Raw genomic sequence first — 21,021 nt, 5'->3', positions numbered from 1 at the left:
TATAATTTAAAACAAAAATAGGCTATGCATTAAGGCTTGCCAAAAAAACTATGCTTCTAAACTTGTAAAAACAGTATTTTATCCTAATTTGTCCTAAAGATAAGTGAGGTTGAAATTATTTGAATGGACATTACGGCTTAATGGGTTTGATATCGCTTTCGCGAAAGCGGAATTAAAGCGTATACAGTCTAATAATAATCAGTATTACGTAGAAAGCGCTAAAATCGATATCGTAAATCACCATAAAAAGTTTAATTCTTTTTATCAAAATTTTGCTGGAACAAACTCAACTTGGGATTGGGAATCATTGCCTATAATGACCAAAACTAGCCTACAACAGCCGCTGGAAACTCGACTTTCAAATGATTTTCAGAAAGATGTATATAAAGGAAAAACCTCTGGCTCTTCTGGGCACCCCTTTATTTATGCAAAAGATAAGCATTGTCATGCCTTAAGCTGGGCAAGTTTTTTTGATAAATATCAATGGTATGATATTGACCTCAATCACTCAAAACAAGCTCGTTTTTATGGGACACCCCTAAACCCATTAAATTACTACAAAGAAAAATTAAAAGATAAGTTAGCTAATAGATACCGCTTTCCTATTTTTAACTTAAACGATGAGACGCTAGCGCAGATCGCACATACGTTTAAAAATGTGGATTTTGAATACATAAATGGTTACACTAGCAGCATTGTACTTTTTGCCAAGTATTTAAAAAAACAGCGACTCATTCTCAAAGATATTTGTCCTTCTTTGAAAGCATGTATCGTTACAAGTGAGATGCTCTTTGAGAGTGATAGAGAGCTATTAAACACTCAGTTTAATGTAACTATTATCAACGAGTACGGGGCTTCTGAAGTAGGACTTATTGCTTTTGAAAATGAAAATGGTGATTTTCAAGTAGATGACGAATTACTCTATATTGAGATCTTAGACGAAAATGACAACATACTTCCAGATGGAGAATTGGGACGTATTGTAATAACATCTCTATACAATAAAGCACATCCTTTTATACGCTATGAAATAGGAGATATGGGTGCCCTGAAACACGAAAAAAATACAGACAAAACTATCCTCAGTAACCTACAAGGCCGTACAAATGATATTGCTATTTTACCGAGCGGAAAGGTTGTACCTGGACTCACTTTTTATTATGTGACAAAAACCATCATTGAAGAAAGTGGTAATGTGAGCGAGTTTATCATAAAACAAATATATCCAGATACTTTTAAGTTTATTTATACCTCGCAAAGACCCTTATCTACGGTAGAAAAACAAGCTGTAAAGGATGCAACCTATAAATATTTAGAAAAAGGACTTAATATCATATTTGAACGCGTCCCGAATATGAATCGTGGCAAAGGATCAAAATTGAAACAATTTACTGCACTTGCTACAGGTTGATCAATTTTTTACAAATCACACTCACCTGAAATCTTAATCATTGATTTTATATGTCTGTATCCATTTAGGTCGCAGTACGAAGTACTCCCAAAAAAAACGTAATAACCACCAGGTGGACTTTGCCTTCCCATATCCAAGGTGTAATCTATAAAACAAGTAATTGTACTTAACGAGATTTAATTTATTTGAGCTCATAGAGTTGAGGTGCACTCTATAATACGCAAGATCTTTTTGAATGCCCAAAGCAGACTTACCACTTCGATGTATAGCCTCTAACCAGACTCCCCAATCTTGACGTTTTTTAATGTTTGGAGAGAGTATCTTATCAACCATATTGATGTTATAGACTCCTGTGAGGTTACCAATATAATTATTGCTGTGTTGCTTTTTATAAGAAAGTTTGGGTAGCGCAACAATCCGTTTTCCTACTTGATCTCCATGCTCATTGATATGTACATAACTGGTAAATGATACAGCACAGTTGTGAGCTTGCATAAATTCTATCTGTAAGTTAAGTTTTTGTGGATGCCATAAATCATCTGCGTCCAAAAAGGCGATGTAGTTTCCTTTTGCTTCTAGTGTAGCCTTGTTACGAGCTTCGGAAGGACCACCGTTTCGCGAAAGCGAAATTAATTTTATTCTCTCATCTCTTCCTGTAAATTCTTTGACAATACTTACAGAATTATCGGTTGAGCAGTCGTCTACAATTATATGTTCCCAGTTTATATAGTTTTGGGATAACACACTTTCTATAGTTTCCACAATAAAATCTTGCGCATTATACAAAGGGGTAATGATAGATACTAGGGGTTTTTCTGGTGCTATATTAGTAAGCTTTGTCATCTCCAGTAATTGCTTTATATAACGTAGTGAGAACAATTTTAACATCTAAAAATAAAGACCAATTTTCAACATAAAAAATGTCATACTTCACTCGGTTTACAATGTCTCCGTCGTTTTCTACTTCTCCTCGATAACCACTTACTTGTGCTAGACCTGTTATCCCTGGCTTGATAAAATGCCGTACCATAAACTTATCTATACGCTCTGCATACATATGTGTATGACTTACCATGTGTGGCCTTGGACCCACTACAGACATATCTCCTTTAATCACATTAATAAACTGTGGTAATTCATCAATACTCGTTTTCCTGAGAAAACTACCTATTGGGGTAATACGTTTGTCATTTTTACTTACTTGTTCAAGATCTGCATCATCATTAGGCAACATAGATCTAAATTTGTAACAATCAAACTCATGATAATCTAACCCGTTGCGCTTTTGTTTAAAAAAAACAGGACCTTTAGAATCTAGTTTAATCAAAATAGCAAGAAGAGGTGTAAGCCATGATAACACGCCAACAATAACAACAATGGACATTACAATGTCAAAAAAACGTTTTGTAAAATGATTTAACGGAGCGTCTATAGGGATCCTCCTTAAGGATAATATTGGCGTTATTCCTAAATATTGATATTCTAATTTTTTTGTGAATAGTTCCCTATTATCAGGTATGAATTTTAAAAGTTTCAAGTGATTATCCGTAAACTCAGCAATTTCCCTTAGCTGCTCATTAGTAAACTGTTCTATGGAGCAGTATACCTCATCTACATTTAACGAAAGTATTTCTGAAAAAATGCTGTTTAAAGACACATTGGGCTCATTTATATCAAATATTTTGTGAACTTCATATCCATATTCTTTATTCTCATAAAAAAACGTAGTGAGCTCTTCTGTTTCCTTGTTTCTTCCCAAAATCACTACATTACGGTGGTTCCCACCTAAAACAGCTCTATATGTTTTTAAAAGGTAAAAGACACCAAATTTTAAAGAGGTAATTCCTAAGAAAACATATGTCACATATTTAAGAACTCTTTGTGGAGAGGTTCCTGCATCTTGAAAAAGTCCGAAAAATGCAAAAACTAGTAGAGTGAAAATAAAAAATTGTAATACTAAAAGGGAGATAATACGAACAGGTTTTGTGTATCTATATATATCATAAAAATGCGACTTATAGCATGTAACAAACCATGTTACAGCAATGTAGATAACGTAGATTACGAAGTGGTTGTTTTCAATTAAAAATAATTTAGCAATCGCAATAATGAGTACAATATCTAAAAACAAGATTATTGGCCTAATATATACAGAATATCTACCTACCCTATATGCCATAACTACTTTCGTATATGCTTTGAAAAGTCCTTATGCTCACTCTTATAGAGTTGTTCTTTCGACAAATTTCTAAAATAATCAAAGGTCTTTTTCATACCTTCTGAGCGATCAATTTTTGGTTCCCAGCCTAAAATCGCATTGGCCTTAGATATATCCGGTTGTCGTTGCAACGGATCATCGGCTGGTAGTTCATTATAGACTACCTTTTGGGCGGTGCCAGTAAGTTTGATAATTTCTTCTGCAAAATCTTTTATGGTGATCTCATCTGGATTTCCAATGTTTACAGGTAATGCGTAGTCACTCAATAATAACCTATAAATTCCTTCAACTTGATCATCTACATAACAAAACGATCTTGTTTGTAATCCATTGCCAAATATAGTGAGGTCTTCTCCCCTAAGTGCCTGCCCCATAAAAGCGGGTATTACACGACCATCATTTAATCGCATTCTTGGACCATAGGTATTAAATATGCGTACAATGCGTGTTTCCATACCGTGAAAACGATGATACGCCATTGTTATAGATTCTTGAAAGCGTTTTGCCTCGTCGTATACGCCACGAGGACCTATCGTATTCACATTTCCATAGTAATCTTCGTCTTGAGGGTGCACTAAAGGATCTCCATAAATCTCAGATGTTGAGGCTATCAGAAATCGTGCGTTTTTCACTTTAGCAAGTCCCAAAAGATTGTGAGTACCTAGTGAACCTACTTTTAAGGTTTGAATAGGAATTTTTAAATAGTCAATAGGGCTAGCCGGTGAGGCAAAATGCAATATATAGTCTAGTTCACCAGAAACATGTACAAAAGTGGTGACATCGTGGTTGTAAAACTCAAACTGTTCCAAGTGGAATAAGTGCTCAATATTAGCTAAGCTACCTGTGATAAGATTATCCATCCCTATCACATGAAAACCTTCGGCAATAAAGCGATCACATAGGTGTGAACCTAAAAAGCCAGCTGCTCCTGTAATCAAAACTCTTTTGCGCATATCTTTAGTTTAACATCGACGGGTAACCATCTTTTCAGTATTGCTTTAGATTAGAATTGTCACCTATTCCTAGCAAAAGTAGGAAAGTAAGCTTGTACTCAGCAAGTTTTACCTATAAAGTCAACAATCTATTATAAAAATTTGCTAAGATTTCTTTTTTATTAAAGTTTTGGGTGATGTAAAGTTGCGCATTTTGTCCAATCTCTGTGTGCATTGTAGGTTCCATACGCAACCTCTCAAGATATTCTACTATAGCTGTTACAGATTGTACGCTATTATAAAAACCTCCTTGCGATCTTTCTATTATTTCACGGGTTTCTGCCTCTGGATGACCCGTCACTATAGATGGCTTACCACTGGCCATCATACCCAATAATTTTGATGGCATGACTGTATCTATAACCGTATTCTTTTGGAAAAGAATATGTACATCTGTGCTTGAAAGAAGAGAAGACAGTGCGTTAAATGGAACAGGATCTACAAAGCGGGTGTTTGTGGTAGAGAGTGCTTTCTTTAAATTTTCAAATTTTCCTCCTGCTCCTACAACAACAACTTCGTACTTCTTGGGGTCTAAAGCATGCACTAATTTTTCAAACAAATCCCAATCTTGTTTATCTCCCACATTACCTGCATACAAAATACTGAACTTTGACTTTGTAAATAGATTATTTGCAAGTAAGTCTTGAGCGTCTATATGCTCATTAACTACCCAATTAGGCACATAATGAGGTGCTGTAATTGTTTTCTGTTTTAATTTAGACAGCATGGCATAACTAATTGTACTAGCTCCGTCAGCTTGATTTAGGATGTACCTTTCTAGCTTCATAAGGCTTCTATATAGGCGTTTTTTTAAGTACGAGCCTTTTGCAACTCCAGACTGAAACGCTGCATCAAATTCAAAATCTTGAATGTGTATCCAATGCTTTGCGTTACGCTTTCGCGAAAGCGTATTTCCTAACCATGCACTACTCGTAAATGGAATTACAGATATAACGATGTCGCAGTTTTTGATGTGCTTAAAATTAATCCTAGTGCCAATTGTGAAGTCAACTATTTGAACTATTCGTTTTAAAAATGTGGGGTTTTCTGGTGTAAATTGCTTGTATCTATAAATAGATATGTTCCCTATTTTCTCGTGGTAAAAGCTTCCTTTATTTTTGTAATCCTCTCTTATTTTCCAATTAGGATAATATGGAAATCCGGTAATTACTGACACCTCAGCACCTTGCTTTTCAAGATACTGGGCAAGTTGGGTACTGTATAAACCTATAGCTGTATCTTCTGGATAGAAGTTAAGGGAAATAAGGGTGATGTGCTTTGCCTGTAAACTCATAAATCTCTATAAAACACTTTTATAAATAGCCTCTAATTGGTTTAGGTTTTGCCCAGACGTAAAGTTCTTTTCAAATGTAGCTCTAGCATTTTTTCGTAGTTTTTCCTGATCCAAAAAGTCAAATTTCTCAAAGGATTCTTGCAAACTTGATGCGTCCAGATGATCATACAACACTCCATCAATATTTGTAGTAACTAAACTCCCCACGTTTCCAAAATTTGGAGCGATTACAGGAGTTCCAAAAGAGAAAGCTTCTATAATGATAAGGCCAAAGGTCTCATACATTTTTGATCCTGTCACAAGTGCTTTTGCTTTTAAATAAAGTTCGGAGAGTTCATCTTGATTTTGAAAGCCTAGAAGTTTAATATGTGGATATTTTTCTATTTTGGTATTTATCATATCTGATAGTGGTCCCTCTCCCGCTATTCTTAATGGTTTTCCAGAATCAATAAAGGCATTTACTATTTCAATAATCCCTTTCTCTTCAGAAAGACGACCTACATATAAAAAGTAATCCTCTTTCTCATAGCTGTAGCCGCGATCTTTAACGAAGTTTGGTTTTACGATCATTTGTTCGTTCGTAAACTGTATGTGAGACCGTTTGAAAATATTTTGAGAAAACTCGGTCAGAAAAATGACTTTATCGATATATTTTGACCAAGTATCTAGAGAACTATGAATTCCATTTGCAAGCACTGGAAAGATTGACGTTATGCTAGAGTCTTGATAGCAGCCATGTTTAATGGCTGGGAATCCCCATTTTTTTGAGATACATTTTTCACACACGTTCCCATCTCTATACAATAGTCCATTACTACAAATCAATCTATAATTATGTATTGTCAATACTACTGGTACACCAACCTCTTTACAGGCGTAAAATACAGAAGGAGATAGTATAGGTAAAAAATTATGAACGTGTACAACTTCGGGCTTCTTCACTTTTAAAAAAGCCAGCATTTTATCCTTTTGATCATACGAATATGGTAGGGAAATAGCTGTTTTTAGCTTTCGCGAAAGCGTATCTACATTTTTATTGCTCACTATATATTGAGATACGCTATGTCCTGCATTTTCTAGTAATTCTTTTTCACGGGCAACCACCACGTCTTCGCCTCCTAAATCTTTATACTCGTTATGTATTTGAGCAATGTGCACTAGACTTCTTTTGCATTAAACAGTCCAAAATAGCTTAAAAATAAGGCAAAGTATAACACCCCAGACTCACGTTCTAATATGTTCTCTGTGAACATCACAATTGAATAAAAGATGAGGGTTAAAATAAGTAATTGATTATCATACCGAATGGCTAATACTCCTGTGATAAAAAGGTATATCAAAAAAGTAATAAGCAACACAACACCTCCTATGAGTAGAAAACTCAAATACTGATTATGTGCATTGTAGTTTGCTTCATACAACATCTCATTTCCATCTTTTTGAAATTGGCTAGTCAACACCTCCCTATAATCACCTATACCATACCCAAAGACTGGTGCCTTTTGTATAAGGTTTATAGTGGTTGTATAAATACTATATCTAATATTTGTAGAATTTATAGCCCCAGTATCCACATTCTCAATAGAGAATAGCTCTATAAATTTATTTCTCGTTTTAGGTATTACTATCGTTAAACCTATGAGTACTATTGTTATTAATAAATAAGGTTTAAATAGCTTGTTTTTACGATGAAAAATAAGTGTTAACCCTAACATAAGTAGTAACGCTAGTAGCGGTCCTTTCTTGGCAAACAGCAAAAGAAATAGCAATAAAACCGCATCTACTGCAAGTAAACTATATATAAGTCCTTTAGGAAGTTTTCTAACTATCAAGAAAAATGAAAAAAGAATGGTCAGTCCATTGTGCATCGACAAATAAATGGGGTGTATGGAATATTTTCCAAAGTCTACTCTTACAACGGTTGTATAGTGTATGATTAATTCTTCGAATGAATAATGGGTGATCCATAACCATACGAAGGGAATCAAGTTGAAAAGAAATACGGTTATAATATAGGTTAGTAGTAGCGGTCTTCGCCATTTTTTTAACTGTCTTACTTCTCCTGTGTTTAATAAGGAAAATAACACTGGGAATATAAGTAGAGGGAGTAGCGTGCTTAATTTTCTTAAAGCGTACTCTTGGTTATTGCTATAGAAAAAGGTGAGTGCAATTAGTACATAAAATATACCTGCATATCCAGTTTGCTTATTAAAAGTAAGGCGCCTCTGTGAAACATTGAAAATTACTGCTACAGCAAAAACCCCAATGGCAATAGATTTTAAATTTGTAGGTAATACAACCGAAGCAAAAACTAAGGCTAAGGCATACCTTAAAAATGTTACACTATGTTTTTCTTTTTCTGTTTCCATAGTCTTTGATTAAGCAATGCGTTCTTGATAAGAAAATCTGTGATTTTAAATACCCCAAGTACTCCAATCATAGTCCCTACGTAATATGAAAAACCATTTGTGAAGTCTCCACGTAGAAAAAACAATAAATGAATAGCAAAATAAAATGCCATCATTTTTTTTAAATAATGAGTTCCTTCCAACCAAGTTAATAAATATACCACGGTATATGCTATTGCGATCGCCATTAATATCACGCCAAAGATCCCAAAATTTATATACCCTTCTGACACCATTGGGTTTGATAAATTACTATAGTGAAAATCATATTGTTTAATAAGATACTCTCCCACTAAAGGTCCTGTATTAATAGGCTTACTTTCCCACATACTACGTGGCACAAAAAATAGAAAGGCACTAAGTAATTGCTCTCCATAAACAAACCCTTCGTGTTTCACATAATCTACTGTGGCAGAGATATTTATAAAAGCGTCATAGTGCAGGGTGTTAAAGACTTCATTAATCCCTTCTCCTTCAAATTGTTCTACAAGTAATCTAGGTTTCTTAATGATATCCTTTAAAGAAGAGGTAGTATGTGTAAAAAAAGCAGATAATGGAAATACAATAACCATTGAGAAGAACATAAAAGAAGTACTCCTCACATTCGAATTTAAAAGTCTAGGTAAGAATAAATAGATGAGTGTTATATAGATAGGCCCAAGCGCATTACGTTTTTCTACCAATGGATTCTTAAACCAAAATAAGATGATTATAAAAGCTACTAATACTAACAACAAGTATAGCTGATTGAGCGGTGTTTGTTTTACTTTTCTATAATATTCCACACATAAAACGACTCCTGCTAGAGGAATAATAAACAGTACTTTTTTCCAGAGCAGTAACGTAACAGTTGAAACGCTGGCAGGCATCCAATTTGCTCTAATCATTTCGCTCGTTACAAAGTTATAGCTAGAAATGGCAGTTATGAAACATACTCCTAAAAGTATGCTTACGGTTATCGGTATTCTGTTCAAATAATTCGTAGCGAGCCTTGACTCCTTTATAACGCGTCTTCTGCCTTTTAGATAACAATACGTTAAGAAGAAAACTAAATTGAAAATTATTACTAAAACATTTGTGTAGACCGTAAGATATTTATCGTAAGGAAGGTTGGTAAGCAGTGCTGCATTTTTTGACCCAATTAATTTAAGTTGAATAAGTGGAGCGACGAGGAAAAATAGAAAATTAAAAACAATAAAAACCGAAATGAATGGGGAGTAAGAAACTTCTCCGTACAAATGAATAACTAAAATTGCCAACAGTAATAAACCACTTATGGCAAATGATATAGATAGCTCCCAACTCAAATTTGAGCTAAGAATTAGCCCGAAAAGGATAAAAGTAAAAAAAAGGATTACGATTTTTTTCAAAAGATTTGATTCTAGTACTTTTCCTATTGTTAAGAATTACACTTTTTTTGATTGATCAAATTACAAAAAACAGCTGCCATTTTTTCAACACTGTAGGTTGAAGCACAAAAATGTGATATCGCGTGGCGCCTTTTTAACCAAGATTCTTTATTGTTTAATATTTCTCTTACGCTTTCGCGAAAGCTTTCCTCAGAATCAGATTTGTAAAAAATTGCATTTTCTCCTTGGACCGCTGCTTCAATTTCAGGCGAATGAGGCTCATCTCTCGAAATAAGCATAGGAACCCCAAAACTGAAACTTTGTATGATAGATAAACCAACATATCCTGGAGAAACACTAAAAATACTAGTGTGATAAAGATCCTTTAGTTTTTGTTCATCATTAATATGACCAGCTAAAATGATCCTATTTGATAATTTTTTCTTTTTTATTAACTCCGCAATTTCATCTTTAACCGTCCCCTCTCCTACTATTATTAAATTGGTCTCCATAGGTAGTTCGTGTATCATATTGGCAAATGAACGCACTAAAAACAATGGTTTCTTTGATTTTGTAAGCCTACCTACATAAATTAAATTTTTGGGCACACTATTAGATGAGGATGCTTCCATTTGGTCTTTTGATATAACCGAATTGGGAGCAGCGAAAATAATTTTATTTGGCATTTTTACGCTTAACTCATCACGCTGTGTATTTGTGTAAACGATAATTTCGGTTGCTAGTAACCGCATCCAGTTTCTCAACACATCTGTTGGGCTATCTTTGCCCTTTCGAGGCCATGCATGCCCCCAGACAATTGTTCTCCGTCCTTTAAAACGTCTTAATATTAATAATAACCAGTTAGTAAGTATTCTCGGGTTGAGTTCTACTACTAAAGTTCCACTAGATGTTGCTAACCTTAATACTCTTTTTTGCCATAAAAACCTTCTATTGCATAAGAATAGGTTTGTAATTTTAGTATGTTGTATACTGGAACTTGTTTTAATAGAGGTTTCAAAATAGGTTTCCCCACCATATAATTCAAAATTCTCAGTCAACCTATTTCTAAGGGCTTCAAAAAATGGCCTTCTATAATCTGGTAAAACTGTTTGAAGTATAATAAGCTTTCTAGACATAAACAATATCCTTTTTCATCCTTAGAAAATAAATGAAACTACATGTCAATAAGAGGAGTTCTGTAAGAACAACAGAGATTACCATACCATAAATTTGGTAATGTGTAACTAAAATATACGCCGTAAAAATATTGAAAGCACCACCTATGAGCAGTACAACCATACGCGTTTTATAGGCTTTTATTGCTGGAAAATATAAAGAAAGTAAACTCATGTTTAAAGCAGCAAATAAAGTGGCTAGCGAGAGTATTTGAAAGGCAACTAGCTGTTGCGTAATATCGGGATCATTAAAAAGCAAAACGAGCACCTCTTCTCCAAAAATAAAAACTACAATGGCAAAAAGGATTGCACATATGGATAGTATGGGCATTAAACGAAAAATTGTAACTCTTTGTTTCTTATATGGCTGTTTTGAAAGCCATGGAAATAACGCCTGAAACAGTGGTGAAAAAAAACTTTTTGACGCGATAAAAATCTTTTCAAAACTTCCAAATACACCCGCTACAGACTCGCCTGCTATCACTCCCACAATAAAAACATTTGCAGAGTTGAACAATCTTGCCGCTATATTTGAAACAAATAAACTTTTACTTTCGACTACTAATTCTCTCATGAGAGACTTAGAAGGCATTTTAAAGCTTGTAAAGCGCAAACTCAACACCATACTCACTACTCCCGCAAAAAGATAGCCTACACTATTAAAAAGCGGCACTAAGGTGTAATCTGATCGCTGTTGGATAAAAATAAATATAAGAATAGTAAACAAAGCTTTTGCTGCCACATTTATGATCGCTATAAAGCGCATTTTTTCAATCCCTTGAAAAAACCATATGGGAAAAAGTGTCTGACCAATAACAACACCAAAACTTATCAGGAATACTTCCCATTCTCTAGTGAATTGCTCAAATAGTAAAATTATAGTGAGATATAATATAGCAACCACGCAGATTAATATTGCTTGAACAGCATAAACTGCCGAAAAAATACCCGCCATCAAACGAGGATTGTTCCTCGCTAATGAAATTCTTCGGGTAGCACTCAATGAGAATCCAAATTCTACAAAAACGTATACAATCGTACAAAGGGATTGCGCTATCAACACCACACCGTATTTTTCAGTACCTAAAGTACGCACGAGGTAAGGTAAAATAGCCAGTGGCAATAAAATATTTGCTGCCTGTATGAGTAATAGTGAGACATAGTTATTTGTAACTGTACGGCCGGTATTGTTTTGTAAAATGGAGCGAAAAAATTCCATTTACTGCTGTTCTAAGTACCAGTTATATAACATCCTAATACCTTCCTTAAGTGCAACACTGTGTTTCCACCCTTGCTGGTGTAATTTCTTTACATCTGTGAGCTTTTTTGGAGTACCATCTGGTTTTGAAGTATCAAAAACGAGCTTCCCCTTAAAACCAACAATCTCTTTGATGAGTATTCCTAATTCTTTAATAGAAATATCTTCTCCTGTGCCTATATTGATATGTGTATTGCGTATTTCAGTATCAGCTCCTTTGACATCATCAAAGGTAGTTTGTTCTAAAATATGAACGCAAGCATCGGCCATATCTTGACTCCATAAAAATTCCCGCCGTGGAGAACCGCTCCCCCAGATTGCAACACTTTCGGCAGTTACTCCGTATGTATTTAAAATGGGTTGCGCTTTCGCGAAAGCGGTTACCTGCAAATTTCGGCATACTTTATCCGTATGACCGTCTTGCAATAGTTTTGCCAGATGGATTTTCCTTATCAGTGCAGGTAGTACGTGGGATGTTTCTAAATTAAAATTATCGTTATATCCGTACAGGTTTGTGGGCATGACTGATAAAAAATCTGTTCCATATTGCAAATTATAGCTTTCACAGAGCTTTATTCCCGCAATTTTTGCAATGGCATAGGGTTCATTTGTGTATTCTAATGTACCGGTAAGTAAACTATTTTCAGACAACGGTTGAGGTGCCATTTTTGGATAAATACAGGTGCTACCTAGAAAAAGTAATTTCTTAACGCTGCTCTTGTAGCTGTGATGAATCACATTATTTTGGATCATCAAATTTTCATATAGAAAATCTGCCCTATAGGTGTTGTTTGCAAGGATTCCTCCCACTTTTGCGGCCGCTAGAAAAACGTAGTCAGGTTTTTCTTCTTGAAAAAAACGAGCAGTTGTACTAGTGTCAGTAAGATCTAGCTCTTTATGTGATCTCGTAATAATATTAGAATAACCTCTCTTTTGAAGTTCCTTCATAATAGCGCTACCTACAAGGCCTTTGTGACCCGCAACGTAAATTTTAGCTGATTTTGAAATTGAGGAGTTATTCAAAATAATTTAAAGTTTTGTAACCACCTTGTTTGAGGTAGCTATCTTTTTGCATGAGTCTGATGTCGCTTTCCATCATTTCATCTACTAAGCTTTGTAAATCATACTCAGGCTTCCATCCTAGTTTCTTAAAGGCTTTTGAGGCATCGCCTACTAAAAGGGCTACCTCTGTGGGTCTAAAATACTTAGCATCTACTTCAACTACCACTTGGCCTATTGGTACCGGATATTGGGAATTTGTGGCACTTTTTACAATGGCTTTTTCATCAATACCTTCGCCACTAAATTCTAATGTGACTCCAATATAATGAAACGCCATAATTATAAAATCACGAACAGAGGTTGTTTTTCCTGTGGCAATTACCCAATCTTCTGGCTCGTCTGCTTGTAAGATCATCCACATCATACGTACATAATCTTTTGCATGACCCCAATCTCGCTTTGCATCAAGGTTACCCAAAAACATTTTTTCTTGGAGTCCGAGTGCGATTTTAGAGGTTGCACGGGTAATTTTTCGAGTGACAAATGTTTCTCCTCGCACTGGAGATTCATGGTTGAACAAAATTCCATTACACGCAAACATTCCATATGCCTCTCTGTGGTTTACAGTAGACCAGTAGGCATATAATTTTGCCACAGCATACGGACTTCTGGGATAAAAAGGTGTAGTCTCAGTTTGAGGTACTTCTTGTACCTTACCGTACAATTCTGAAGTTGAAGCTTGGTAAATACGTGTTTTTTTCTCGAGGCCTAAAGCCCTGATAGCCTCTAAAAGTCTCAAAGCACCTAAACCATCAACATTTGCAGTATATTCTGGCATTTCAAAAGAAACCTGTACATGACTCATAGCGCCTAGATTGTAAATCTCATCTGGCTGTACTTGTTGTATGATTCTAAAAAGATTTGTACTATCTGTAAGGTCTCCATAATGCAAGAAAAACTGCTGATTATCAATGTGTGGATCCTCATACAAGTGGTCAATTCGATCTGTATTAAAAAGAGATGTTCTACGTTTAATACCATGCACTTCATACCCTTTTTTAAGTAAGAACTCACTCAAATAAGCCCCATCCTGTCCAGTGACTCCAGTTATAAGTGCTACTTTACTCATAGTGTTTACGTTCTTTCTTTTTAGTAATTACGATCTTGTTTTCTCATTCTTATAGGATTTAAAACTGGTCCATATTCCAGCTAGTATTAAGAATAGAACGACTAATATCAAAGGATATAAAATTAATATCCAATTGTTAAATAATGAATCACTTTTAGATGCTTGGATATCACTTACAATAACTGCTACATCTTTATTACTTACTTCATCATTTCTATACTCTTCTAAATTATTAACTAAGGTGGTCTTTATGTCAAATAACCCTGAAAGATTAGCACTCATGTTATTAAAGTAAAATGCTTCATCCGGTATAGAGCCTTTTACATTCATTTCTGTACCATAGCTATCAATTAATTTATTTACTTGTTCAATAGATTTAATTTGACTATTGAGCAATTCGTTATGACTCTCAACACCCTTAGATTTTAAATCCTTAGCATAAGGTTGTTCGTTAATAAATGACATTAGCGCCTTTATATCCTCTAACTGTTGATCGCTATTAAGTGTTATTTCTAATTTATGAAACTTATAAGTTGATAAAAACCTATCTGTAGCAAAAAGTTCTTTATCATCTTCAACTTTAAACTCTCTAGTCATCTCCCCTAACGCTCTATCGTTTTCTCCTATGTAAGAAATAAGGTCTAATACCTCTACTACTGGATCTATCTTTACACTTGAGATGGTAAAACTTTTTGGGCTTCTATTAAAATTTTTAATAAAATTGACATCTCCTTCGGCTAAATTCTTATCAAACTGTTTAATTGCTGTATAAACATAAGACTGACTTTTAAAGTTTGTTTTTATTAGCAAGTTTGCGGTGTATGATGTATTAATACTTGATGTATAACCTAACGCAACACCTGCTATTATTAATAACAAGAAAACCCACCACATTCTAATTATGAATTCAAGAATTCTAAAAAAGAAGTGCAAAATTCCTTTAAAAAACCTACCTATTAGTGAGAAAATGTCTGTAAGGTCAGTTTCTTGATATGTTGTTGCATCATTATAATGATTACTCATATTGTTTCACTTTTAATCTATAATCTAATTTAAAGATAGAAAATGATTACTACGCTTTCGCGAAAGCGTAAACTCCATCTATTTTTTAAAAAGCTGTTCTAAAATCTTTTCGGTAATTAGGTACGTAGGTTTTACCCCTGATGTTCCTAAGCCTCCAGATGCAAGTGTGCTACCCGTTTCTAAAGGGTTATCACTTGCATAATACGCATAACGTACTTTTACATCTTCTTTAATGCTTTTACGTAGCTTTGATGCTGCTTGAATGGCTTTCTGGTAATGGGCTCCCTCCATTTCTAACCCGATTACATTCCAAGTGCTTTCATGAAAAAACTTGAGAATATCTCTATTTTGCAAAGAGGTTCCTAAAACCGAAACCATCGCTCCTTCAAAAACTTGTAAGTCATGACCTTCTAAGTCTTCCTTCTTTAGTTCATTATGAAAAGGATAGTTATCTGCCGTACCTTCAAATAAATGTGCGCTTGGGATCATAATATCACCTTTTCCTCCTTCGAGGATACCCGCTTTACCCATTATCGAAACAGAATCTACATCTAAGTAAACAGGCTCTTCCCCAATCTCATAGGGCTTGAGTAATTCTTCCATTGTTTCATAAGCCTGCTCTCCAAAGGCATAATCCATGACAATGATGACTGGCTTTTTTTCTAAAACCTCTTTATCTGAACAAAAATCATTCTCAGAAAAAGCTAGTTTTGACGTATCAAAAAGCTGCACATTAATGTTTGTGCCACTTTCGTCTGGTAAATAGGTCATCCCGTTTTGCAATGCGACTTTTTCTACTTTAGTTCGCAAATTTCCATTACCGCTATTACTTAAGAGCTCATACACTTCTAACTTAGATTTTTTTCTAAGCTCTGATTTTAGTGCAAGAGGTGTGTATAGAGTATTCATTACAGAATGCATGTTTGCACTAATAATATGTAACGGTCTCTCTAGTAAATTTAGTTTTTTTAATGCTTTTTTAATGTCATTTGCCCATACTTCTCCGTGTATATGGTGTCCTAATCTTTCTCGTAGTACAGGGCTAAAGGTAATAATACGTTTTTGTTCGTTACGTACTTCAGACATTGCGAGTTTACCTAGCCAATAGATAATTTTGAGGAATCTTTTATTATCCTTTCGTGTGTTAAAGCTAGGTGCAATCTCACTCACCTCTCTGTAGGTACGGCCTAGCATATTTGCGGTATGGGTCATAGCAATCTCCCATCCTTTTTGATCTAACTCTTCATTATTAAGGACCGCTTTCTCTAATTTTTCCCAGTCTCTCACAACGGCCCCATCTTCATTGATAAGGACGCGCTTCATAATTTTGTGAGACTCAACAAAAAGGAATGTAAGGTGAGTGAGAATATCATAAATCTCAGACCTCCCTCTAGTAATTTCGATATTCATCTGCTCCTCGTCTATGCGGTAACAATTACGGCGACGTTTTGGCGGGATAATGGGTTCAAAATGACTATTTTTATAGCCCTCATCACTAGTCAGGTTAATATACCTACACTCTTCGATGCCTTCCGGTAAGCGATCTATAACATACAATAGCCCGTTGAGCTCTACTTTTTCATCTGCAATAGTTCCGTAAATTTCTGGTCGTAAAATAAGTAAAGCTTCTCTCAAAGTCTCACCAGAAACTCCCATAGGTTTATAAAACCCTCTATTAAAGAGGTGTCGCATTGTGATATACATACGCTCAATGGCGCTGCTACTTTCTTGTGCCCTTGTACGGCTTTGGTTTTTTAGTATACTCATAGTAAAAATCAAAGGTAAACATACAAAGTGTAACCTGATGTTTAATTTATAGTTGAACTACCTAGAAACATGTATATAACAGCTACTTGTTACTGTTAACTTTTGCATTCAAGAGTGTATTTATGAATAGAAAAAATCTGCAATCTTTCTATCATTAGAAAGCCTAGGGATTTTGTTTTGACCTCCTAGCTTACCTTGAGATTTCATATACTCGTTAAACCCACCTTTTGTAACTGTGGTAATTTTAAGTGGTTGCAATACTTTGCCTTCAATAAGATCAAAGTAATATGAATTTTGAGACTGCAATGAAAGATCTAACGCTTTCGCGAAAGCGTCTATATCAATTTTTGCCCCTTCATCAAACTCTATAAACCACTCGTGGTATGGTAATCCAGTCTCTGGAGTAATTTGAGGTGCTACGGTAAACTCCGTTACATTAATATTTTTACCTTGTACAGCATCGAGCATCGCCTGCTCAACTTCTTTTCCAATCACATGCTCTCCAAAAGCTGATATGAAGTGTTTTATACGACCAGAAACAATAAGTCTATATGGTTTTGTGCTAACAAACATGACTGTGTCTCCTAGATTATAAGCCCAAAGTCCAGCTGTAGTAGATATTATCATCACATAATTTACAGCTACTTTTACGTCTCTTAAAGTAATACGTACTGGGTTTTCCTTATAAAAATCATCTGCTTTTATAAATTCGTAAAAGATACCATTATCTAGTTGTAGAAGCATCCCTTTTTCCGTTTGAGAATCTTGGTAAGCAAAGAACCCTTCGCTAGCCGGATAAAGTTCTATACTATCTACGCGTCTTCCTATTAGGCTTTCAAACTTCTTGCGATAAGGCTCATAATTAACCCCTCCGTAAATAAAAAGATTAAAATTTTTAAAGAGTTCACCTACAGGTTTCCCTGTTTTATCTATAAGCTTTTCAAAATACATTTGTACCCAAGGTGGTATGCCGCTTATGATAGACATGTCTTGGTCGTACGTTTCTTCTACAATCGCAGTCACTTTCTGTTCCCAGTCTTCAATACAATTTGTTTCATAACTAGGTAGTCTATTTTTTTGTAGATAATTAGGTACGTAATGGGCTACAATCCCACTTAACCTGCCTAATTTCACCCCATTCTTATCTGTCATTATTGGGCTTCCTTGTAAAAATATCATCTTCCCGTCTACAAAATCTGTTTTGCCCGTTTCTGCAATATATGATAATATGGCATTGCGAGCCGTGTTTGGATGCGTTTGCATACTATCCTTTGTGAGAGGAATATACTTTGCCCCAGAAGTAGTTCCAGAAGTTTTTGCGTAATAAAGTGGTTTGCCTGGCCAAAGAATATCTGGCTCTCCCGCCACCATGCGGTCTACATATTTACGTAAAGCTTCATAGTCTCTTACGGGAACATTTTCTGTAAAGTCTTCGTGAGTTTTGATACTATTAAAATGATGGTCTGTTCCAAAAACAGTATACTGTGCAGCATCGATTAAGCTTTGAAAAACCTTCTCTTGTGTTGCTATAGGATTATTTGCCCACTTATCTACTTTTCGCTGTATGTAAGCTGCAAAAATTTTTGCTCCAAAGGCTTTTAAAGACATATCAATTAAAATCTATAAAGTTAACTGGATTTATGGGGTAGCCATTGCTCCAAAGCTCAAAGTGAAGGTGGGGTCCCGTACTCAACTCTCCTGTATTTCCTACTGTAGCAATGACTTCTCCAGACTGTACGAGATCTCCTTGAGACTTACTTAGAGAGGCGTTATGTTTATAAACAGTAATAAGGTTTTTACTATGCTCAATGATGAGCACATGACCTGTTTCTGAGGTCCACTCTGCAAAGATTACAGTTCCATCTGCAGCAGCCTTAACTGGGGCGTCTTTTTTTGTCACTATATCTACCGCAAAGTGTTTTGTTGAGGCATCATAAGGTGAGGAAATAGTACCATTTACTGGAGGAAAAAGTGCAAAGTTTTTGTCCTCTATAGCACTATCAAAAACATTGTATTTATCTTCCTGAGCTACTTTCTCTCTCAACAAACTGTCTTCTTTGCTAGGTGCTACATAAATTTCTTCATCGTTAAAAACAGTGTTGCGTATTGAGTCTCTATTAAACGACAATTCTTTGATATCGCCACTTAGAACCTGTCTTATGGAAGAGTAATATTGCTCGTTTACACGTATAGCATTTTCTAAAGAATCTGCCTTTGCTACTAACCGTGTGGCATTACGTTTAAGTTTTGTGCTTGAATATCCTGGTATATATTCCCTAAGGGGAGTAAATGCAATAAGTAACGTCGTAAAAGTTATGAGTACTATAGCAGATATACCTACTAAAATAAATACATTGAGCCGTGTAAGTTTGAAACTCAAACGCTCTTCAAAAGTATCTTCATTAAGTATCACTAAGCGATATTTATGAAGCAGTTTTTTTGCAATTTTCTTTTTCTTTTCTTTTGGTTTTCCCATGTACAGGACAAATATACTTTTTACAGATGAGATTTTTTTTCGCTTTCGCAAAAATTAAATATGAAAGTCACCCTCTCAATCTAATTAAAAAAAGCGTGTGAGAATGCTGATTATAAGGATATCTACAGTATTAATATTATATGGAGATTGAATAAGAGGTTTCTAAAATAATTATGCAAAATAAACGCTCATCTCTTTTTAAGACTTTAACGCTCTTTTGTTTCATTTCTTACTATCTTTGTTTTTCTAAAATCGAAGCAGATGAACTTTTTAGGTATTTTTTTAGGAATGGTAGGTCCTTGGCAAATAGGACTCATTGTATTGGCAATTCTTTTACTTTTTGGAGGTAAAAAGATTCCAGAAATGATGCGTGGTTTAGGCGGTGGTATCAAAGAGTTTAAAAAAGCTTCTAAAGATGAAGATGACGACCGTATAGAGGAAAAAAATTAATTTAAGTAGTTAGTTTAAATAAAACCCTGAATAATCAAAATTGATTATTCAGGGTTTTTTATTGGATTAAATTTATCGCTAACCTTATTTATCTGAGCTTGGCACTTCTTAAAATACTTTCCAGCTCAAACATATTGTCTCTTTGATCTTGTGAAGGAGAGAATATAAACCCTTCTAATATCAAATAGCGATTGTTCTCCTCATCTCTAATGGCATAGTTTACAAAAGGCCCAGCCATATAACGACCATCCACTTCCCAAGTTCCTTTAGTTTCGTAAGCAAATTTACCGTCGATCTGAGTTTCTTGAAGATATGGGGAAAAGGCACGTTCTGTAATAAATCTACCATCATCTACAGGAATCATACTTCCACCTATAGAATCTCTCATACGGATAATGTTTTTGATAGTTAATGTATCCTTATCAATTACCTCTAAGGGTATTTCATAGACAATGATATTCATATTACCATTGCGTTTTAAGTCTTTACGTATCCAAAAGAAATCTCCTTCTTGGAATGCGTAGCGATACGCATTAGGAAATCTAATACGAGCCCCAAATGATTTTACCAAAGAATCTGTGTTTTTAAGTGCTTTTTTAATTCTTCTCTGGTTTGCAACGAGCTCTTGGTCTTTAAGGGTATTTACAATCATCTCCTCGTTATCAATGATCAAGTTTGCTATTTCTTCTTGATTACTTCCTGAAACAATGATACCTGTTTGTGGTTGCGCATATTTGTCTTTTACAACCGTTACCGTGGCACTATCTGCTTTTACTATTTGAATGTAAATTCTATTTTTTCTCAAGAAATCTTTAAAAGAAGCCGTCGGTATTTGATCTATAGAAAACTTAGGCTCCTCTCTGGGTAAACCGTACACAGGATCTGCTAAGATATCTCTTAAGGCATCTCCTACCGTTCCCTCCCACTGGTCCTTGTCTAGCACAACTTTTACGTTATTAATATTACCTACAGACTCGCCTAAAATACGTTTGCCTTTAGTATCTGAGCAACTACAAATTATAAATGCCGTGAGGACTACAAAAAAAATGTTTTTTATCATATTTCGTAT

General features: G+C 35.0%; 18 protein-coding genes. 2 read left to right on the top strand and 16 right to left on the bottom strand.

Going from position 1 to position 21,021, the window contains the following annotated elements:
- The first annotated feature begins 109 nt into the window (after positions 1–109).
- Entirely contained in the window at positions 110–1,411 is a 1,302-nt protein-coding gene (locus tag OD90_RS09040; protein ID WP_144668854.1) for a phenylacetate--CoA ligase family protein, read from the top strand.
- Positions 1,412–1,444: 33 nt separating this feature from the next.
- Here the strand turns inward: OD90_RS09040 and OD90_RS09035 are convergent, their stop codons facing one another.
- The 15 genes from OD90_RS09035 to OD90_RS08965 form a co-directional block, all read right to left on the bottom strand.
- Positions 1,445–2,254, bottom strand: a complete 810-nt coding sequence (locus OD90_RS09035) for a glycosyltransferase family 2 protein (RefSeq protein ID WP_144668853.1) — start codon at positions 2,252–2,254, stop codon at positions 1,445–1,447.
- Entirely contained in the window at positions 2,238–3,590 is a 1,353-nt protein-coding gene (locus OD90_RS09030) for an exopolysaccharide biosynthesis polyprenyl glycosylphosphotransferase (RefSeq protein ID WP_144668852.1), read from the bottom strand. The genes OD90_RS09035 and OD90_RS09030 overlap by 17 nt, the downstream gene beginning before the upstream one ends.
- A 2-nt stretch (positions 3,591–3,592) precedes the next feature.
- Positions 3,593–4,582 (bottom strand): UDP-glucuronic acid decarboxylase family protein, encoded by a 990-nt coding sequence (locus OD90_RS09025; RefSeq protein ID WP_144668851.1) that lies wholly within the window; start codon positions 4,580–4,582, stop codon positions 3,593–3,595.
- 112 nt (positions 4,583–4,694) lie between these two features.
- The gene (locus OD90_RS09020; RefSeq protein WP_144668850.1) at positions 4,695–5,915 is read right to left on the bottom strand and encodes a glycosyltransferase; all 1,221 of its coding nucleotides are present in this window, start codon (positions 5,913–5,915) and stop codon (positions 4,695–4,697) included.
- Between the two features lie 6 nt (positions 5,916–5,921).
- Positions 5,922–7,073, bottom strand: a complete 1,152-nt coding sequence (locus OD90_RS09015; protein WP_144668849.1) for a glycosyltransferase family 4 protein — start codon at positions 7,071–7,073, stop codon at positions 5,922–5,924.
- The gene (locus tag OD90_RS09010; protein ID WP_144668848.1) at positions 7,073–8,284 is read right to left on the bottom strand and encodes an O-antigen ligase family protein; all 1,212 of its coding nucleotides are present in this window, start codon (positions 8,282–8,284) and stop codon (positions 7,073–7,075) included. The genes OD90_RS09015 and OD90_RS09010 overlap by 1 nt, the downstream gene beginning before the upstream one ends.
- Entirely contained in the window at positions 8,254–9,210 is a 957-nt protein-coding gene (locus OD90_RS09005) for a hypothetical protein (RefSeq protein ID WP_144668847.1), read from the bottom strand. The genes OD90_RS09010 and OD90_RS09005 overlap by 31 nt, the downstream gene beginning before the upstream one ends.
- 512 nt (positions 9,211–9,722) lie before the next feature.
- Positions 9,723–10,808, bottom strand: a complete 1,086-nt coding sequence (locus tag OD90_RS09000) for a glycosyltransferase family 4 protein (RefSeq protein ID WP_144668846.1) — start codon at positions 10,806–10,808, stop codon at positions 9,723–9,725.
- Positions 10,801–12,066, bottom strand: coding sequence for an oligosaccharide flippase family protein (locus OD90_RS08995; protein ID WP_144668845.1), 1,266 nt, complete (start codon positions 12,064–12,066; stop codon positions 10,801–10,803). The genes OD90_RS09000 and OD90_RS08995 overlap by 8 nt, the downstream gene beginning before the upstream one ends.
- Positions 12,067–13,113: a GDP-L-fucose synthase family protein gene (locus tag OD90_RS08990; RefSeq protein WP_144669679.1), complete on the bottom strand. Its 1,047-nt coding sequence runs from the start codon at positions 13,111–13,113 to the stop codon at positions 12,067–12,069.
- Positions 13,114–13,120: 7 nt separating this feature from the next.
- Positions 13,121–14,236 (bottom strand): GDP-mannose 4,6-dehydratase, encoded by a 1,116-nt coding sequence (gene gmd, locus OD90_RS08985; RefSeq protein WP_144668844.1) that lies wholly within the window; start codon positions 14,234–14,236, stop codon positions 13,121–13,123.
- A 27-nt stretch (positions 14,237–14,263) separates the two neighbouring features.
- Positions 14,264–15,259, bottom strand: coding sequence for a hypothetical protein (locus OD90_RS08980; RefSeq protein ID WP_144668843.1), 996 nt, complete (start codon positions 15,257–15,259; stop codon positions 14,264–14,266).
- 78 nt (positions 15,260–15,337) lie between these two features.
- The gene (locus tag OD90_RS08975; protein WP_144668842.1) at positions 15,338–17,026 is read right to left on the bottom strand and encodes a DUF6909 family protein; all 1,689 of its coding nucleotides are present in this window, start codon (positions 17,024–17,026) and stop codon (positions 15,338–15,340) included.
- 120 nt (positions 17,027–17,146) lie between these two features.
- Positions 17,147–18,634 carry a GH3 auxin-responsive promoter family protein gene (locus OD90_RS08970; protein ID WP_144668841.1) on the bottom strand — a complete coding sequence of 496 codons (1,488 nt, stop codon included), beginning with the start codon at positions 18,632–18,634 and terminating at the stop codon, positions 17,147–17,149.
- A 1-nt stretch (position 18,635) separates the two neighbouring features.
- Positions 18,636–19,502 (bottom strand): M23 family metallopeptidase, encoded by an 867-nt coding sequence (locus OD90_RS08965; RefSeq protein ID WP_144668840.1) that lies wholly within the window; start codon positions 19,500–19,502, stop codon positions 18,636–18,638.
- A 261-nt stretch (positions 19,503–19,763) separates the two neighbouring features.
- Here OD90_RS08965 and tatA point away from each other — a divergent pair, with 261 nt between their 5' ends.
- Positions 19,764–19,952 (top strand): twin-arginine translocase TatA/TatE family subunit, encoded by a 189-nt coding sequence (tatA, locus tag OD90_RS08960; RefSeq protein ID WP_144668839.1) that lies wholly within the window; start codon positions 19,764–19,766, stop codon positions 19,950–19,952.
- Between the two features lie 88 nt (positions 19,953–20,040).
- On the opposite strand, the gene OD90_RS08955 is transcribed toward tatA, so the two are convergent.
- The gene (locus OD90_RS08955) at positions 20,041–21,012 is read right to left on the bottom strand and encodes a DUF4837 family protein (protein ID WP_144668838.1); all 972 of its coding nucleotides are present in this window, start codon (positions 21,010–21,012) and stop codon (positions 20,041–20,043) included.
- Between the last annotated feature and the right edge of the window lie 9 nt (positions 21,013–21,021).

Source organism: Dokdonia sp. Hel_I_53 (assembly GCF_007827465.1).
Classification (GTDB): domain Bacteria; phylum Bacteroidota; class Bacteroidia; order Flavobacteriales; family Flavobacteriaceae; genus Dokdonia.
Note: the sequence above shows the minus strand (reverse complement) of the source record. Positions and strands in the feature narration are given on the sequence as shown.

Coding starts and splice junctions, on each gene's coding strand:
- OD90_RS08965 (WP_144668840.1), bottom strand. CDS start 19,502: ATGGGAAAACCAAAAGAAAAGAAAAAGAAAATTGCAAAAAAACTGCTT.
- OD90_RS09025 (WP_144668851.1), bottom strand. CDS start 4,582: ATGCGCAAAAGAGTTTTGATTACAGGAGCAGCTGGCTTTTTAGGTTCA.
- tatA (WP_144668839.1), top strand. CDS start 19,764: ATGAACTTTTTAGGTATTTTTTTAGGAATGGTAGGTCCTTGGCAAATA.
- OD90_RS09035 (WP_144668853.1), bottom strand. CDS start 2,254: ATGACAAAGCTTACTAATATAGCACCAGAAAAACCCCTAGTATCTATC.
- gmd (WP_144668844.1), bottom strand. CDS start 14,236: ATGAGTAAAGTAGCACTTATAACTGGAGTCACTGGACAGGATGGGGCT.
- OD90_RS08975 (WP_144668842.1), bottom strand. CDS start 17,026: ATGAGTATACTAAAAAACCAAAGCCGTACAAGGGCACAAGAAAGTAGC.
- OD90_RS09020 (WP_144668850.1), bottom strand. CDS start 5,915: ATGAGTTTACAGGCAAAGCACATCACCCTTATTTCCCTTAACTTCTAT.
- OD90_RS09010 (WP_144668848.1), bottom strand. CDS start 8,284: ATGGAAACAGAAAAAGAAAAACATAGTGTAACATTTTTAAGGTATGCC.
- OD90_RS09030 (WP_144668852.1), bottom strand. CDS start 3,590: ATGGCATATAGGGTAGGTAGATATTCTGTATATATTAGGCCAATAATC.
- OD90_RS08995 (WP_144668845.1), bottom strand. CDS start 12,066: ATGGAATTTTTTCGCTCCATTTTACAAAACAATACCGGCCGTACAGTT.
- OD90_RS08980 (WP_144668843.1), bottom strand. CDS start 15,259: ATGAGTAATCATTATAATGATGCAACAACATATCAAGAAACTGACCTT.
- OD90_RS08955 (WP_144668838.1), bottom strand. CDS start 21,012: ATGATAAAAAACATTTTTTTTGTAGTCCTCACGGCATTTATAATTTGT.
- OD90_RS08970 (WP_144668841.1), bottom strand. CDS start 18,634: ATGTCTTTAAAAGCCTTTGGAGCAAAAATTTTTGCAGCTTACATACAG.
- OD90_RS09005 (WP_144668847.1), bottom strand. CDS start 9,210: ATGATTAGAGCAAATTGGATGCCTGCCAGCGTTTCAACTGTTACGTTA.
- OD90_RS09000 (WP_144668846.1), bottom strand. CDS start 10,808: ATGTCTAGAAAGCTTATTATACTTCAAACAGTTTTACCAGATTATAGA.